This window comes from Streptomyces sp. NPDC031111 (assembly GCF_055570675.1).
The window spans coordinates 366,283-381,475 of sequence record NZ_JBVIGS010000007.1; the positions used below are offsets into that span (position 1 = coordinate 366,283).

General features: G+C 71.5%; 16 protein-coding genes. 5 read left to right on the top strand and 11 right to left on the bottom strand.

Annotation, left to right across the window (positions count from 1 at the left end; genetic code table 11):
* Positions 1 to 103 precede the first annotated feature (103 nt).
* Together ACZ470_RS17645 and ACZ470_RS17650 are read right to left on the bottom strand one after the other, a co-directional pair.
* Positions 104 to 565 (bottom strand): molybdenum cofactor biosynthesis protein MoaE, encoded by a 462-nt coding sequence (locus ACZ470_RS17645; RefSeq protein ID WP_468428108.1) that lies wholly within the window; start codon positions 563 to 565, stop codon positions 104 to 106.
* A 93-nt stretch (positions 566 to 658) separates the two neighbouring features.
* Positions 659 to 1,771, bottom strand: coding sequence for an SDR family oxidoreductase (locus tag ACZ470_RS17650; RefSeq protein WP_468428110.1), 1,113 nt, complete (start codon positions 1,769 to 1,771; stop codon positions 659 to 661).
* 192 nt (positions 1,772 to 1,963) lie between these two features.
* Here ACZ470_RS17650 and ACZ470_RS17655 point away from each other — a divergent pair, with 192 nt between their 5' ends.
* Together ACZ470_RS17655 and ACZ470_RS17660 are read left to right on the top strand one after the other, a co-directional pair.
* On the top strand, positions 1,964 to 3,406 hold the full coding sequence (locus ACZ470_RS17655; protein ID WP_468428112.1) for a zinc-dependent metalloprotease: 1,443 nt from the start codon (positions 1,964 to 1,966) through the stop codon (positions 3,404 to 3,406).
* Positions 3,403 to 3,924, top strand: coding sequence for an NUDIX hydrolase (locus ACZ470_RS17660; RefSeq protein WP_468428113.1), 522 nt, complete (start codon positions 3,403 to 3,405; stop codon positions 3,922 to 3,924). The genes ACZ470_RS17655 and ACZ470_RS17660 overlap by 4 nt, the downstream gene beginning before the upstream one ends.
* Before the next feature lie 60 nt (positions 3,925 to 3,984).
* Here ACZ470_RS17660 and ACZ470_RS17665 read toward each other — a convergent pair whose 3' ends face one another.
* The 4 genes from ACZ470_RS17665 to ACZ470_RS17680 all read right to left on the bottom strand — a co-directional run bounded on the left by ACZ470_RS17665 (position 3,985) and on the right by ACZ470_RS17680 (position 7,889).
* Positions 3,985 to 4,740 (bottom strand): AIM24 family protein, encoded by a 756-nt coding sequence (locus tag ACZ470_RS17665; RefSeq protein ID WP_468428115.1) that lies wholly within the window; start codon positions 4,738 to 4,740, stop codon positions 3,985 to 3,987.
* A 17-nt stretch (positions 4,741 to 4,757) separates the two neighbouring features.
* On the bottom strand, positions 4,758 to 5,438 hold the full coding sequence (locus ACZ470_RS17670; RefSeq protein WP_468428117.1) for an AIM24 family protein: 681 nt from the start codon (positions 5,436 to 5,438) through the stop codon (positions 4,758 to 4,760).
* Between the two features lie 11 nt (positions 5,439 to 5,449).
* A complete protein-coding gene (locus tag ACZ470_RS17675; protein WP_468428119.1) occupies positions 5,450 to 7,156 on the bottom strand; it encodes a TerD family protein in 1,707 nt (568 codons plus the stop codon).
* Positions 7,157 to 7,292: 136 nt separating this feature from the next.
* Positions 7,293 to 7,889 (bottom strand): M48 metallopeptidase family protein, encoded by a 597-nt coding sequence (locus ACZ470_RS17680; protein ID WP_468428121.1) that lies wholly within the window; start codon positions 7,887 to 7,889, stop codon positions 7,293 to 7,295.
* A gap of 215 nt (positions 7,890 to 8,104) precedes the next feature.
* Between ACZ470_RS17680 and ACZ470_RS17685 the strand changes: the two genes are divergently transcribed.
* A complete protein-coding gene (locus ACZ470_RS17685; RefSeq protein WP_468428123.1) occupies positions 8,105 to 9,331 on the top strand; it encodes a TOMM precursor leader peptide-binding protein in 1,227 nt (408 codons plus the stop codon).
* The gene (locus ACZ470_RS17690) at positions 9,324 to 10,691 is read left to right on the top strand and encodes an ABC1 kinase family protein (RefSeq protein ID WP_468428125.1); all 1,368 of its coding nucleotides are present in this window, start codon (positions 9,324 to 9,326) and stop codon (positions 10,689 to 10,691) included. The genes ACZ470_RS17685 and ACZ470_RS17690 overlap by 8 nt, the downstream gene beginning before the upstream one ends.
* Before the next feature lie 19 nt (positions 10,692 to 10,710).
* Here the strand turns inward: ACZ470_RS17690 and ACZ470_RS17695 are convergent, their stop codons facing one another.
* From ACZ470_RS17695 to ACZ470_RS17715, 5 genes are all read right to left on the bottom strand, one after another.
* A complete protein-coding gene (locus tag ACZ470_RS17695; RefSeq protein ID WP_468428127.1) occupies positions 10,711 to 10,920 on the bottom strand; it encodes a hypothetical protein in 210 nt (69 codons plus the stop codon).
* 135 nt (positions 10,921 to 11,055) lie between these two features.
* Positions 11,056 to 11,379: a hypothetical protein gene (locus tag ACZ470_RS17700; protein ID WP_468428128.1), complete on the bottom strand. Its 324-nt coding sequence runs from the start codon at positions 11,377 to 11,379 to the stop codon at positions 11,056 to 11,058.
* Positions 11,376 to 11,744: a WhiB family transcriptional regulator gene (locus ACZ470_RS17705; protein WP_125504338.1), complete on the bottom strand. Its 369-nt coding sequence runs from the start codon at positions 11,742 to 11,744 to the stop codon at positions 11,376 to 11,378. The genes ACZ470_RS17700 and ACZ470_RS17705 overlap by 4 nt, the downstream gene beginning before the upstream one ends.
* 170 nt (positions 11,745 to 11,914) lie before the next feature.
* Complete coding sequence (locus tag ACZ470_RS17710; RefSeq protein ID WP_468428131.1) at positions 11,915 to 12,229, bottom strand: hypothetical protein; 315 nt, start codon at positions 12,227 to 12,229, stop codon at positions 11,915 to 11,917.
* 163 nt (positions 12,230 to 12,392) lie between these two features.
* Positions 12,393 to 14,600: an ATP-dependent DNA helicase UvrD2 gene (locus ACZ470_RS17715; RefSeq protein WP_468428132.1), complete on the bottom strand. Its 2,208-nt coding sequence runs from the start codon at positions 14,598 to 14,600 to the stop codon at positions 12,393 to 12,395.
* A 194-nt stretch (positions 14,601 to 14,794) separates the two neighbouring features.
* Here ACZ470_RS17715 and ACZ470_RS17720 point away from each other — a divergent pair, with 194 nt between their 5' ends.
* Complete coding sequence (locus ACZ470_RS17720) at positions 14,795 to 15,037, top strand: mycoredoxin (RefSeq protein ID WP_381221085.1); 243 nt, start codon at positions 14,795 to 14,797, stop codon at positions 15,035 to 15,037.
* Positions 15,038 to 15,193 lie beyond the last annotated feature (156 nt).

Sequence of the window (15,193 nt, forward strand, 5' to 3'; positions counted from 1 at the left end):
CAACCCCATGAGCGTCCGCAACTGACTGATCAGCAGATTAACCATCCGCAGTGACAACGCTCACGCCAGGGGTGCGGTTACGCAACCGGAGGTCAGGACCGCCTCAGCAGGCCCCCACCCACTCCTCCGTCCCGTCCGAGAACCGCTGGTGCTTCCAGATGGGCACCTCGTGCTTGAGGTCGTCGATCAGCTTCCGGCAGGCCTCGAAGGCCTCCCCCCGGTGCGGGCACGACACGCCGACGACCACGGCGAGGTCCCCGACCCGGAGGTCCCCCACCCGGTGGACGGCGGCCAGCGCCCGTACGGGGTACTCGGCGGCGACCTTCTCGGCGATCCGCCGCATCTCGGCCTCGGCGCTGGGGTGACAGGAATAGCCGAGTTCGTCGACGTCGGCCCCGCCGTCGTGGTTGCGCACGGTCCCCACGAAGAGCGCCGTCCCGCCGGCCGCGTCGTCCCCGACCGCGCGGAGGACCTCGTCCACGGAGAGCGGGGTGTCGCGGATGGCGAGCAGCTTGATGGGGTCCTGCGCGGCCTGCTCACCCGGGTGATCGTGCGTCGATGCCATGCCCCCATCGTGCCCCACCCCGATGACAACGCGGAATAGCGTCATCGCCCGGTACCCGCGCGCGGCGGTTCGGAGCCTCCTACAGAACGCGTCTCAGATCCGGCGCCGGGCCTTGCGTGCCCGGCGCACCACCGCCGCCGCACCCAGCAGGGCCACCGTCGCGCCCGCGGCACCCGCCGCCGTCGCGTCCTTGCGCCCCAGCCGCCGTCCGGCGACCGTGTGCCTGCCGGACACCTCCTCCAGCAGTTCCGCGAGCACCTCCTCGTTGGTGTGCGCGGGCCGCCACCCGGCGTCGTGCAGCCGGCTCCCGCTCACCACCCAGGGGTACATCGTGTACGCCAGGTCCCCGGCTGGGGACGGGGTGAGGCCGATCCGGTGCAGCCGGGCCGCCGCGCCGAGCGCCACCGCCGAGGGCAGTTCCATCCGCCGGATCCCGCTGAGCTCCTCGACCTCCTCCTGCTCCAGCCACCCGTCGCAGCCGACGGCCAGCTCGCCGTCGACCTTCTCCAGGACGGCGTACTCGAGGGCGCTGCACAGGTCGTCGACGTGGCAGAACTGCCACGCGGGCCGCGATCCGGCCACCACGAGCAGCCTGGGCGACTCGAAATACCTGGTCAGAGCGGTGTCCGTACCTCCGACCAGGACAGCGGGGCGCACGACGGTGACATTGAGCCCCGGGTGTGCCCTGGGCGCCCGGCGCGCGAGCCGCTCGACCTCCAGCAGGTCGCCCACGCCCGTGGCCTCCGCGGTGGCCCGCAGTTCCGCGTCCTCGGACAGCGGCAGCTCGTTGTCGGGCAGCGCCCCGTAGACCATCGTCGACGTGCACAGCACCACCCGGTGCACCCCGGCGGCCGCGGCCGCCGTCAGCACGGTCTGCGTTCCCCGCACGTTGTACGCCGTCCGGGCCGCGGCGTCGGTCTCCAGATCGAGGTCGAGCGCCAGATGGACCACCACGTCGGCCCCGCGCAGCTTGTCCGCGATGGCCGGATCCCGTACGTCCAGGATGTGCCACCGGGCCTCGGCGCACTCGCCGCGCCGCTCGTCGATGGCGATGACCTGCTTGATCTCCTCCGCGGCGGCGAGCCGCGCGGTGAGCAGCGCGCCCACACCGGACGCGGCTCCGGTGACCGCGACGACGGGGCCGCGCGCGGCGGGACTGGTTGAGTTGTTTCGCGCTGCGCGAACCTGTGGATCTGGGGAACTCACCGGGCGTCTCCAGCGGTTGTCTTCAGTACGGGCGCAAGCGACGCGTACGTACCAGGTGGCATCCATCCTGCCGCAGGCCTTCTGTCGGCGAAGCACCGAGGCCCTAACGGCCTCAGGTGTCTACGCTGGGTGGTGTTGTCGGGCAGCCGTGCCGCCGGAAAGAACCGGTGGCCCTACCAGCCGAGGAAACCCGTGAGTGACACCCCATTCGGATTCGGCCTTCCGCCGGAGGAGCCGGACGACGGCGACGAGGGCAAGAAGAAGGACCCGCAGAGCGGTGGTGGTCAGGGCCCGGCCAACCCGTTCGGCTTCGGCATGCCCGGGGCCGGAGGCTTTGGCGGCCCTGGCGCGGACAATCCGTTCGCCGCGATGTTCGGGTCCCTGAACCCCAACGACCTGGGCGCGGCGTTCCAGCAGCTCGGCCAGATGCTCTCCTACGAGGGCGGGCCGGTGAACTGGGACATGGCCAAGCAGATCGCCCGGCAGACCGTGTCGCAGGGCACCCCGTCGGGCTCGAAGGACGCGAGCGTCGGCCCGGCCGACCGCAGAGCCGTCGAGGAAGCCGTCCGCCTGGCCGATCTGTGGCTGGACGACGCGACCTCCCTGCCGTCGGGCGCCCACTCCGCCGTGGCCTGGAGCCGCGCGGAGTGGGTCGAGGCCACCCTGCCGGCGTGGCGGGAGCTGGTCGACCCGGTCGCCGAGCGCGTCGGGAACGCGATGGGCGATGTCCTGCCGGAGGAGATGCAGGCCATGGCCGGCCCGCTGATCGGCATGATGCGCTCCATGGGCGGTGCCATGTTCGGCACGCAGATCGGGCAGGCCGTGGGCGTGCTCGCCGGTGAGGTCGTCGGCTCGTCCGACATCGGCCTGCCGCTGGGCCCGGCCGGCCGGGCCGCGCTGCTGCCGCTGAACATCGAGACGTTCGGCAAGGACCTGGGCGTGCCACAGGAGGAGGTGCGGCTGTATCTCGCCCTGCGGGAGGCCGCCCACCAGCGCCTGTTCGCGCACGTCCCGTGGCTGCGCTCGCACCTGTTCGGGGCCGTCGACGGCTATGCGCGCGGGATCAAGGTCGACACCGGCAAGCTCGAGGACGTCGTCGGCCAGTTCGACCCGCAGAACCCCGAGCAGTTGCAGGAGGCCCTTCAGCAGGGCATGTTCCAGCCGGAGGACACGCCCGAGCAGAAGGCCGCCCTGGCCCGTCTGGAGACGGCGCTGGCCCTCGTCGAGGGCTGGGTGGACGCGGTGGTGCACACGGCGGCCAAGCCCCGGCTGTCGTCGGCCGACGCCCTGCGCGAGACGCTGCGCCGCCGCCGCGCCTCGGGCGGCCCGGCGGAGCAGACGTTCGCCACGCTGATCGGTCTCGAGCTGCGCCCGCGCCGGCTGCGCGACGCCTCGCGCCTGTGGGCCTCGCTCACGGACGCGCGCGGGGTCGACGGCCGGGACGCCCTGTGGGCGCACCCGGACATGCTGCCGACGGCCACCGACCTGGACGACCCGGACGGTTTCGTGCACCGGGAGCAGATCGACTTCTCCGAGCTGGACAAGATGCTCGGCGAGGCCGCAGGCAAGCCCGACCTCAAGAAGAAGGACGACGGCGAGGCCGAGGGCACGACCAAGGACGACGACACCGAGTGAGCCTGCACGACGACGCGGTCCTCGTACTCAAGGGGTACGAGGACCAGCCCGAACTGCGCCAGACCTATCTGGACCATCTCGCGGACCACCCGGACGGCATGTGGAAGGCCTGTACGGACGGTCACATCACGGCGAGCGGCCTGGTGATCGATCCCGAGCGGGGCCGGGTGCTGCTGACCCTGCACCGGAAGCTGCGGATGTGGCTCCAGATGGGCGGGCACTGCGAGCCGGACGACGTCTCGCTCACGGCGGCGGCCCTGCGGGAGGCGACGGAGGAGTCCGGCATCACGGGACTGACCCTGGTGCCCGGCGGCCCCGTGCGTCTGGACCGCCATCACACACCGTGCGCCTGGCATCTGGACGTCCAGTACGCGGCGCTGGCCCCGTCCGGAGCGGTCGAGGCGGTCAGCGACGAGTCCCTCGACCTGCGCTGGTTCCCGTACGACGAGGTGGCGGACGTGGCGGACACCTCGGTCACCCGTTTGGTGGAAGCGACCCGCACGAGACTGGGCGTGTGACATACGCGTGAGGGGCGACCGCATCGGCGGTCGCCCCTCACGCGTGTCGTTCCCGGCCGGTCAGCTCCAGACGTTGCCCTGGTTCTGGCCGCGGGCGCCCTGCTGGCCCATGCCGTACTGGGCGGAGAGACCCGAGCCGATCTGGGCGTTCTGCGGCGGCAGCAGCTCACTGGGCTGGACCAGCGCGAAGCCGCTGCCCATGAAGCTGAGCTCCCAGCCCTCACCGGTGTTGCCGCGGCGCCGCCACACCCCGGACGAGTGGGTCTGGGCCTGCATCTGCACGCGCAGGGAGGTGGACCACGCGACGATCGCGTCGGCGTCGCAGTTGACGTACTTGTCCGGCGTCACCTGCATCAGCAGCGGCATGCCCGAGGTCATCAGGGCGACCTTGCCGTTGCCGGTGATGTTGAGCTGGTACTTCCCGGAGCCGGAGATGCCGTACAGGCTGTCGACGGCGATGACCTCGTGGTGCAGCGAGGAGTCCATCGCGAGCACATAGCTGCTGTCGACCGTCAGCCCTTCGTGATCGACCTCCATGATGTGGATGCGCTGGGCGAGGTTGGCGAGGTAGACCGTGCCCTGCCCGTGGCAGCGCATCAGGTCGAGGCCCTCACCGGTGTTCGCACGCGCGTGTGACTGACTGCTGCTCTGGAACTCGGCGTCGAACTCGACGAGTCCCTGGTAGGCGACCATGGTGCCCTTGCGGGCGAGGACGTCGTCGTGACCCTCGAGGCCGACCCGGAGCATCTGCTGGTTCTGCAGGCTCCAGCGCTCCTGGGTCTGCTGGTCGTTGAAGGCGAAAAGCGGGCTCTGCATGATGTGGTTGCTCCCCCTCAGCCCCGGACCCGGAGACGGTCGGTGCTGTCCTCACTGGGCTGGACGACGACGATGCCCTGACCGGAGAAGGCCATCTGGTAGGCCTCGCCGCTGCCGCGGCCGATCAGCGACTGGGCCCGGAAGCTCCGCTTGCCCTTCACCTTGAGGTTCGGGGACCAGGCGACCAGGGCGTCCGGGTCGACGTACGTCTCGTCGTCGCCGCCGCCGCAGTCGACGACGATCGGCTTGCCGCGCGAGGTCAGCGCGACCCAGCCCTGTCCGGAGATCTTGGTGTTCCACAGGCCCTGTCCGGCGAACTTCGCCAGGCCCTTGACCCGCTCCACGCCCCACGTCAGATGGGCGTCGAAGGCGAGCAGGTTGGTGGCGTTGACGGAGATGCCGTCGCCGTTGAGGTTGATCACGACCACGTTGGCGCCGTAGTCGGCGAGGTAGAGCAGGCCGTCGCCGGAGCACTTCATCAGCGGCGCGCCCTCGCCGGTGAGCCAGTCCTTGGCGATCTGGCGCACGGCGGGCGGGTTGGGCTCGTACTGGACGAACCCTTCGTAGGCGACCATCGACCCGACGCGCGCGAGGAGGTCGTTCCCGGTCTGCATGGCCACCTTCAGCATGTGGTTGCCGTGGTTCTCCATGCGGGCGGTGACGGGGGCGGGGGCGTAGCCCGCGAGTGGCTGGTTCATGACGGGCTCCCTCAGATCTCGTACGGCTGGACGACGATGAAGTTGCCGGGTGCGCCCCGGAACTGGAGGTTGACGCTCTCCCCCGTGTCGCCGGGGTAGGAGTTGCGGCGCATCCGCACCTGGCTGGAGACGACCACCTGGGACGCGGCCGACCACGCGACCACGGCGTTGCAGTCGGCGAAGGTGGTGGGCGTGACCGGCAGCACCACGGGGATGCCGTGGGTCTTCACGACGATGGTGCCGGTCCCCTGGAACTGCATCGTGAACAGCGCGCCGCCCGGGATGCCGTGACCCTCGATGCGGCGGACCTCGTACTGGAGGCCCTCGTCGAAGGCGAGGACGTTCTCTGCGGAGACGCACACGGCGTCGCCCTGCAGCTCGATCGGGTGCAGCATCGTGGAGTTCTCGGCGAAGAACACCTGGCCCTGGCCGGTGCAGCGCATCAGCTGCATCTCCTGGCCGGTGGCGTTGCCCACGATGCGGCCGCTGAAGCCGGCGCCCTTGTAGCTGAAGTCGACCTTGCCCTGGTAGAGCACCATGCTGCCCTGCCGGGCGAGCACGGGCTGTCCGCCGATGCCGAGGTCGGCGCGCACGAGCTTCTTGTTCTGCTGGGTCCAGCGCTGCCCGGTGGGCGTCTCCCTGAACTGCTGGAGCGCGCCGAGCACGCCGGGGCTCTGGGGGGCGCCTTGCGGAGCGCCCTGGGGCGCCCCGTACGGGGCCTGCGGGACCGGAGGCTGACCGGGCGGGGGCTGCTGTCCGTAGCCCGGAGGAGGCGTCGGCTGTCCGTAGCCGGGCGGCGGGGCGGGTGCCTGCGGTGCCTGCGGCTGGCCGTATCCCGGGGGCGGCGGTGCGGGTTGGCCGTACGGCGGCGGCTGCTGGCCCGGCTGGCCGTAGGGCGCGGGGGCCGGAGCCGGGGGCGGCACCGGGGAGCCGCCGGGCGGGGTGTTCAGAGGGGCGACGATGGTCGGCGCGGTGTGCACCGGAGGCGCCGCGGGCGCGGGGGCCGGCGGCGGCGCGAAGCCCTGTGCGGCGGGCTGGGGCGCGGGGGCCGGGGCGGGCGCCGGAGCCGGGGCGGGCGCGGGGCCGCCGGGTGCGCCGAACGCGGGCGGCGCGCCGGTCTGGGCGGGCGGTGCGAAACCGGGCGACGCTCCGCCGGCCTGGGGCTGCTGCTGCGGTGCGGCCGGCTCCTCCTCGGCCACCTCGCCGCCGAAGTTCCTGAGCAGCGCGTCGAGTCCGCCGTCGAAGCCCTGTCCGACGGCGGCGAACCGCCAGACGTCCTTGAAGTAGAAGTCACCCAGCATCACGGCGCGCTCGGTGGAGAACTCGGCGCCGCTGAACGGGTACCGGGCCACCTCCTCGCCGCCCGCGACGATACGGATGTACCCGGGACCGATCTGCGACATCTGCCCGGCACCGTCGAGGGTCGCGGTGAAGGAGAGCTTCCTGATCTGCTGCGGGATCCGGTCCAGCGTCACGCGGAACGACTCCGTGTCACCCGCCTGGGCACCCAGGATCTGGATGGACTCCTCGGGGGACTTCGGCTGGTTGTAGAAGATGAAGTACCGGTCGTCCGAGAGCCGTTCGTCGGCGTCGAGACCGAAGCAGCTGATGTCGAAGGTCAGCCCCGGACCGGAGATCTGCACACCTACGTACAGATCCGTGCCCGCCGTGAGATCGCTGATCCTGGCCTTGTGGCCGCGTTGGAATTCCCTGGCCATGCGTACGACCGTCCCCCATCCCGAATGTGAGTGCGTCGCGCCAGGCTAACGGCAAACACGGACACCTGATGAAGTCGGTACAGACCCGGTACACAACGCGCGCGTAGGCCTACTGTGCGCTCACTCCGGGCGGCGCTCACTCGTCACGGGCACCGGGCACATGCGGAAGCCGCTCCGCCGCGACGACCCCTTCCAGATAGCCGCGCGCCCGCTCGGTCCTCGGATACGCCTCCAACAGCCGCCAGAACCGGGGACCGTGCCCCGGCACCAGCAGATGCGCCAGCTCGTGGCAGAGGACGTAGTCGACGACGTACTCGGGCATTCCCTGAAGGCGGTGCGACAGCCGGATGCTTCCCTCGGACGGGGTGCAGGAGCCCCAGCGCGTGTTCTGGTTGGTCACCCAGCGCACCGAGGCCGGTTCGGCCCGCCCGTCGAAGTACTGGTCCGACAGCCGCCGGGCGCGCTCGGCCAGCTCGGCGTCCCCGAGTGTCCGCCTGCTCTCCTGGGCGGCCAGCTTGTCGAGCATGACGGTCACCCAGCGCTGCTCCTCCGCCTCGGACATCCGGGCGGGGATGAGCACGACGGTGCGATCGCCCTCTCGGTACGCGGAGACCGTTCTGCGGCGGCGGGCGCTCCTGCGGACCTCGATCGCGCTCGCCCGTGAGCCGTTCGTCGGCTGGCTCGTCGTGCTGCGCTGTGACTTTCCGGCGCGGTGCAGTGGGTCGGCGGGCACGCCCCGACGTTACCCGCTGCACACGGGGAAGTCTTGACTCCGGGACGGTTCCATGGCGATCCCACCACCGGGCGCCTGATTTGTACGATGAGTCCCGGTGCCTGTGGACAACTTTCGGCGGCCTTCGACCGGTCCCGGCATGCTGGCATGCGTCGGACGAGCCGCGAAGGGCTCGCCGCTCCACGGGGACGATCCAGGGCATACGGGGGCCTTTCATGCATCCGATGGTCAAGCCTGCGCTCCGGCGCGGATGGCGCGATCTCAACACCGTTCAGTTCGGGATGACGCCGGCGCACGCGTTGACGCTGGGTCCGATGGACACGGCCACCGGCAGCTTCCTCGATCTGCTCGACGGCACCCGCGGTCTGGAGCTGCTGCGGGAGGAGGCACGGCGCATGGATCTGCCCGAGGGTCATGTCGACCGGCTGGTACGGCGGCTGTCGCGGGCCGGACTCCTGGACGACTCCCGGGGCGGCGGGCCGGAGGCCGACGCCCTGCGCGAGAAGCCGGCGGTCCTCGACCGGCTCCGCCCGGACCTGGCGTCCCTCGCCCTGACCACCTCCGACCCGGGCGATCCGCTGCGCCGGCTGGCGGCGCGTCGGAACACGCGGGTGCAGGTGAGAGGTGCGGGCCGGGTGGGCGCGGCCCTCGCGGCCCTGCTGTCGGGGGCCGGCGTGGGCGAGGTCGACGTGCGCGACGTCGGGCGGGTCGAGCCGTGGGACGTGGCGCCGGGCGGACTGCCCGCCGAGGCCGTCGGCGACCGCAGGGACGAGGCGGCGCGCCGCGCCGCGCGCCGGGCGGCACCGGACCGGCCGCCGCGCCGGACCGCCCGGTCACCGCTCGACGAGGGCGACCCCGGCTTCTCCCTGGTGGTCCTCGCCCCGCGGGACGACGTCGCCGTTCACGCGCCCGACCCGGCGGCCGCCGAAACCCTTTTGTCCTCGGGCACGCCTCATCTCTACGTTGGCGTCGTGGAGGGAACGGGTGTCGTGGGACCGCTCGTCCTGCCCGGCGAGACGGGCTGCGCGGGCTGTCTCCAGCAGGACCGCGCCGACCGGGACCCGACCTGGCCGCGTCTGGTCGCCCAGTGGAGCTCCGGCCGCCAGCGCCGGGTGGGCGCCTGCGACCTGACGCTGGCCACGACGGTGGCCGGGCTGGCGGCCGCCCACGCGCTCGCGTTCCTGGACGGCCACGTTCCGTCCAGCGCCGGCGCGCGCTGGGAGGTGTCCGTTCCCGGACTGCACTGGCATGCTCGGCCGGTCTGGCCGCATCCCGTCTGCCCGTGCGGGGCCGCCGGGAGAAGTCCGGAAAAAGGTAAGGGAGAACACACCTCCGGGGACGGGGGATCGCACGAGACAATGACCGTGCACGGGCCGTCGCAGGAGTGGCGCCGCGAGGCGGACGCGGGGCGGTCGGCAGGGACTTGGAGGGCGCATGTCTGATCTTCCCCGGAAGGCGGTCACCCGGACCGCCAAGCTGGCCGCGCTCCCGCTCGGCTTCGCCGGTCGGGCGACCTGGGGGCTCGGCAAGCGGATCGTGGGCGAGTCCGCCGAGCTGGTCGGCCGCGAGCTCCAGCAGCGCACTGCCGAGCAGCTCTTCAAGGTGCTCGGCGAGCTCAAGGGCGGCGCGATGAAGTTCGGCCAGGCGCTGTCGGTCTTCGAGTCGGCCCTGCCGGAGGAGGTCGCCGGTCCCTATCGCGCGGCACTGACCAAACTCCAGGACGCGGCCCCGCCGATGCCGACCCGTACCGTCCACGCGGTGCTGGAGGAGCGGCTGGGCGGGGAATGGCAGGAGCTCTTCCTGGAGTTCGAGGACAAGCCGTCCGCGGCGGCCTCGATCGGGCAGGTGCACCGGGGAGTCTGGCACGACGGCCGCGAGGTGGCGGTCAAGGTGCAGTACCCCGGCGCCGGAGAGGCCCTGCTCTCGGACCTGAACCAGCTGAGCCGCTTCGCCCGTCTGCTGGGTCCGCTCATTCCCGGCATGGACGTCAAGCCGCTGATCACGGAGCTCAAGGACCGTGTCTCCGAGGAGCTGGACTACGGTCTGGAGGCAGCGGCCCAGCGGGCCCACGCCGAGGAGTTCGCGGACGACCCCGACGTCGTGGTGCCGGACGTCGTCCACCAGTGCGAACAGGTGCTGGTCACCGAGTGGATGGACGGCATACCGCTGTCGGAGATCATCTCGGACGGCACCGAGCGTCAGCGCGACCGGGCCGGCCAGCTCCTGGCACGCTTCCTGTTCTCCGGCCCCGCCCGCACCGGCCTGCTGCACGCCGACCCCCACCCCGGCAACTTCCGTCTGCTGCCCGGCGGTCCGGACGGTGAGGACGACTGGCGCCTCGGCGTACTGGACTTCGGCACCGTCGACCGGCTCCCGGGCGGACTGCCCGATCCCATCGGCGAGGCCCTGCGCATGACGCTGGACGGCGAGGCGGAGGCCGTCTACGAGATGCTCTGCGCGGAGGGTTTCGTCAAGGAGTCGATCGAGCTCGACCCCGACGCCGTCCTCGAGTATCTGCTGCCGATCATCGAGCCGGCCGCGGCCGACGAATTCACCTTCACCCGGGGATGGATGCGGAGCCAGGCGGCACGGATAGCCGATCCCCGGTCCCCCGCCTCCCAGCTGGCCAAGCAGCTCAACCTTCCCCCGGCCTACCTCCTGATCCACCGGGTGACCCTGAGCACGATCGGCGTGCTCTGTCAGCTGGGGGCCACGGTGCGGCTGCGGGAAGAGCTGGAGGAATGGCTGCCGAGTTTCCTCCCGGAGGAGCCGGCGGAGGAGGAACCGGCCGCCCGGGCATGACCGACGTGGCCGGCCGGCTCTACCACCACTGCGAGTCCAGCCGGCCCTCGATGGCCCTCAGATGGTCACGGGAGCACGTCTCGCAGTAGTGGCGGCGGGCGCCGTTCTCCACGGAGAAGGTCCAGGTCGGCTGCGGGCCCTCGGCACGGGTGCCGCATCGGGCACACACCAGCGGCTCGGTCTCCGCCGCGGAGCCGTCGTCGTCAGTGCCACCGGGATGACTCGTCACCCGGCGACGATAACGCCGTTCCCGGCGGCCCGCTCGGCGCAACGCACCGCGGGGGCCGGGCCGTTCGCACGGACCGGCCCCCGCGGGGAGAGCCGGGCCTCCGACGGGGGAGGCCACTGCTTCAGTTGGGATCGGTTACTGCATGACCGCCATGGCGAGCGCGCGGCGGGCGCGCCGCGAGGCGCGCTCCGCTCGGCGCTGCATCCGGCGAGCGGTCACCAGGCGCACGGCCTGGCGCTCCCGCTGCGCGTCCTGCAGTCGGTCGTGCATATGCGCACGAGCCAGGGCTTCTGGGATGAGTTGCATCTCTCGGGTCCTGTTCTGGCGCGAGTCGTTCGCACCACTGGTGGTGAAGTCTTCGGTCGCGGAGCCTGCGGGCTCGTGAGTGGACGGCATCATCGGGGCCTGCTTCTGGGGGTCGTGCGTGAGGGGGCGGTCGATCGTTCCTGGGGTGTTCATGCCGTGACCGGGTTCTTGCGCGGGCGGCCACGCGGCCGCTTCCGGGCGACGACAACGCCCTGGACGAACAGCTCGCCACCCCAGACGCCCCAGGGCTCGCGCCGCTCCTTGGCGCCGGCGAGGCAGGCCTCGATCAGCGGGCAGGTGCGGCAGAGGGACTTCGCGTACTCGACGTCCGCCGGCGACTCGGCGAAGAAGACCTCCGGGTCGTAGGAACGGCACGGGACGGGTACGCCGAGGTTCTCGATGGCGTCGTCGAGCGCGGTGAGCGCAGTGAGCGGAGTCAAGGTCGGGTCCTCCGTGGAGCCGGGCTTGGGGATCGTGTCGGAAGGCGGTACGGACGGGGCGTGCGCTTCGAGTTGCACGGTTCGTCTTCCTCGTCTGGTCGTTTCCGGCCTGTTGACCGGGTGGCGGCTGGTACCGGGTTCTTTTCTTGTCCCGAGGCGCTTCGCTCTGCCTCCCCGTTCGGGGAAAACAGAAGGGCCGCGGATCCCGGATGGGGTTCCGCGGCCCTGAAGGCGCCGGCCTGATCGAATCAGGCTGGATCACTCCAGGGTTCTGGCCCACGGAAGGCCCACATCAGGTGGTGCTGCGTCGTCTGCTTCCGGAATCCGGCACCGGCCGCCGCAAAGGCATAGGCCTGCGCCTGTGCCACTACCGCTTCCAGTGCCTTGGTCGGTCGCTCATTGCGCTCACGGACGGCAAGGGCCGCGGGAGCAACGGAGGACGCCGGGCGTGCGGCACGAATGCCGGACAGACCGGTGCCGTGGTTCGAGGCGCCGAGCATGCACAGGGAGACGGTCGAGCGATCGGTCAGTTTGGCGATGGAGCTGGTGTTGATGCTGATCACTGGACTCGCCTCCTCTCGGCGTCTAGGGGACTGGGGTGAGCCAGTCCGCGGATATGCAAGTACAACACGGAATCAGGGCCTCCGAGAAGGCCTCCGTTCCCGTGCCTAAGAACCTATGGGGATTCCCGGGGCATGCGCAAACTATTTTTTCGACGAGTTCGTATCAGTCCTGATCTTGCTCCTCGTTGACGTCCCGGCCTGCGCAGATGGCCAGAACGTCGGCCCCGTAGCGGCCGAGCTTGCGCATCCCGACCCCGGGGATCCTGGCCAGCCCGTGCTCGTCGTCGGGCACCGTCTCGGCGATGGCGATCAGCGTCTTGTCGGTGAAGACGCAGAAGGCCGGCTGCCCGCTGCGCCGGGCCTGGTCGGCGCGCCACTCACGCAGCCGCTCGTACAGGCCCTCGTCCATGTCGGTCGGGCAGTCCTCGCAGCGCATCAGCTTCATCTCGCCCGCGTCGGTCAGCGTGCGGCCGCAGACCCGGCAGCGGGCGGGGCTGCGCTGTCGGCGTCTCGGGCCGGGTACCGCCGGGGTGGACGCCGCCCGGGGAGAGCCACGCTCCACACCTCCCGTGCCGCCCGTGCCGCCCTGGCCCGCGGCGGTGTTCGATCCGGGACGCAGTCCGGCCAGGAAGCGGCTGGGGCGACGGTTCGGCCGGCTGCCGGGAGAGCGGGAGAGAGCCCAGGAGAGATGGAGACGCTCGCGGGCACGGGTGACACCGACGTAGAGGAGACGGCGCTCCTCCTCGATCTGCTCATCGGTCTTTGCGTAGGTGATCGGCATCATGCCCTCGGCGACGCCGACCAGGAAGACGACGTCCCATTCCAGACCCTTGGCCGAGTGCAGCGAGGCGAGGGTGACGCCCTGCACGGTCGGGGCGTGCTGGGCACCGGCCCGCTCGTCGAGTTCGGCGACGAGGTCGGCGAGCGTGGCGCCCGGTCTGGCGGCGGCGAAGTCCTGGGCGAGGTTCACGAGGGCGGCCAGGGACTCCCAGCGCTCCCGGACCGCGCCCGAACCGGCCGGCGGCTGCGGCGTCCAGCCCTCGCCCGAGAGCACGGCACGCACCTGGGAGGGCAGGTCGGGGGCGTCGTCGAGGAGGGCGTCGTTGCCGCCGAAGCGGGCCGCGCCGCGCAGGGCGATGCCCGCCTTGCGCACCTCGGGACGGTCGAAGAACCGCTCGGCGCCCCGCAGCTGGTAGGGCACCCCGACATCGGCGAGGGCCTGCTCGTAGGTTTCGGACTGGGCGTTCGTCCGGAACAGTACGGCGATCTCGCTGGCCGGGACCCCCGAGTCGATCAGCTCTCGGATGCGGCGGGCGGCGCCCTCGGCCTCCGCGGGCTCGTCGGCGTACTCGGCGAAGACCGGCTCGGCCCCCGCGGCACGCTGGGACACCAGCTCCAGCCGGTGATCGGCGGCCCGGCCACGGGCCTGGGCGAGCAGACCGTTCGCCAGATGGACGACCTGGGGGGTCGAGCGGTAGTCGCGGACCAGCTTGACGACGGTGGCTCCGGGATGGCGGGTGCGGAAGTCGAGCAGATGGTCGGGGGTTGCGCCCGTGAACGAATAGATCGTCTGGCTGGCGTCGCCGACCACGCACAGGTTCTCCCGGTCTCCGAGCCACAGTTCCAGCAGTCGCTGCTGGAGCGGGCTGACGTCCTGGTACTCGTCGACGACGAAGTGCTGGTACTGGGCCCGGACCTGCTCGGCGATGTCGTGCCGGTCCTGAAGGACGGCGACGGTCAGCAGCAGCACGTCCTCGAAGTCGATGACGGCGCGCTCCCGCTTCAGTTCCTCGTAGGCGGCGTAGAGCTGGGCGATCTCGGCCGGGTCGCGGGGGGCCTCACGGCCGGCCTTGGCGGCGGCGGCCGCGTAGTCGGCCGGGACGGTCTGGGTCACCTTGGACCACTCGATCTCCGCGGTGGCGTCCCGCAGCTCGCCGCGGTCGAGCCTGATACGGCAGGCGGCGGCCGCGTCGGCGACCAGCTGGATCTTGCGGTCCACGAGCCGGGGCAGGGAACCACCGATCGCTTTCGGCCAGAAGTACTGGAGCTGGCGCAGCGCCGCGGAGTGGAAGGTGCGCGCCTGGACGCCGACGGCGCCGAGCTGGCGCAGCCGGCCGCGCATCTCCCCGGCGGCGCGGTTGGTGAAGGTGACGGCGAGCACGCTGGACGGCTGGAGGATCCCGGCGCGGACCCCGTAGGCGATCCGGTGGGTGATCGCCCGGGTCTTGCCGGTTCCGGCTCCGGCCAGCACGCAGACCGGTCCGTGCAGGGCGGTGGCCACGTCGCGCTGCTCGGGGTCGAGCCCTTCGAGCACCGCGTCGGCCGAGTCCGGTACCCGCGGGAACAGGGTGGAGTGCGTTGCTGCTGTCACACAGCCATGCTGCCAGGTCGCCGGAGACGGATGAGCCGGTTGTCCACAGGGACCGCCTCGCGGTCATACCAATGCGGCAGGCATCACTTCCGGAACCACGGCAGCACACCCCCCCCCGCGGGAATGCTGGCGCTTTCAAGTACGTTCCCCCGCACACGAGGACTTCCCCGAGCCGCCGAAGGAGCGCGAGAGGCATGCAGGGCACTGTGACGATGTACAGCACCACGTGGTGCGGCTACTGCCGTCGGCTGAAGAGCCAGATGGACCGTGAGGGCATCGCGTACACCGAGATCAACATCGAGCAGGACCCGGAGTCCGCGGCGTTCGTGGAGAAGGCGAACGGCGGAAACCAGACGGTGCCGACCGTCCTCTTCTCCGACGGCTCGACGCTCACCAACCCCTCGCTGGCGCAGGTGAAGCAGAAGATCGGCGTCTGAGCGGTTCACCCGGAGCGGGGGGGGGGGGGGGGGGGGGGGGGAGGGGAGGGGGGGAGGGGGGGGGGGGGGGGCGGGGGGGGGGGGGGGGGGGGGCGTGGGGGTGGGTGCCGTCGGGGTCTCGTCGAGTGTCGTGGGCAGTGTTGCGGCCTGCGCCGC

What these genes read in the sequence shown, in the direction of transcription:
- ACZ470_RS17645 (WP_468428108.1), bottom strand. Translation starts at nt 565, where the DNA reads ATGGCATCGACGCACGATCACCCGGGTGAGCAGGCCGCGCAGGACCCC.
- ACZ470_RS17675 (WP_468428119.1), bottom strand. Translation starts at nt 7,156, where the DNA reads ATGGCCAGGGAATTCCAACGCGGCCACAAGGCCAGGATCAGCGATCTC.
- ACZ470_RS17690 (WP_468428125.1), top strand. Translation starts at nt 9,324, where the DNA reads ATGTCTGATCTTCCCCGGAAGGCGGTCACCCGGACCGCCAAGCTGGCC.
- ACZ470_RS17670 (WP_468428117.1), bottom strand. Translation starts at nt 5,438, where the DNA reads ATGAACCAGCCACTCGCGGGCTACGCCCCCGCCCCCGTCACCGCCCGC.
- ACZ470_RS17685 (WP_468428123.1), top strand. Translation starts at nt 8,105, where the DNA reads ATGCATCCGATGGTCAAGCCTGCGCTCCGGCGCGGATGGCGCGATCTC.
- ACZ470_RS17665 (WP_468428115.1), bottom strand. Translation starts at nt 4,740, where the DNA reads ATGCAGAGCCCGCTTTTCGCCTTCAACGACCAGCAGACCCAGGAGCGC.
- ACZ470_RS17700 (WP_468428128.1), bottom strand. Translation starts at nt 11,379, where the DNA reads ATGAACACCCCAGGAACGATCGACCGCCCCCTCACGCACGACCCCCAG.
- ACZ470_RS17720 (WP_381221085.1), top strand. Translation starts at nt 14,795, where the DNA reads ATGCAGGGCACTGTGACGATGTACAGCACCACGTGGTGCGGCTACTGC.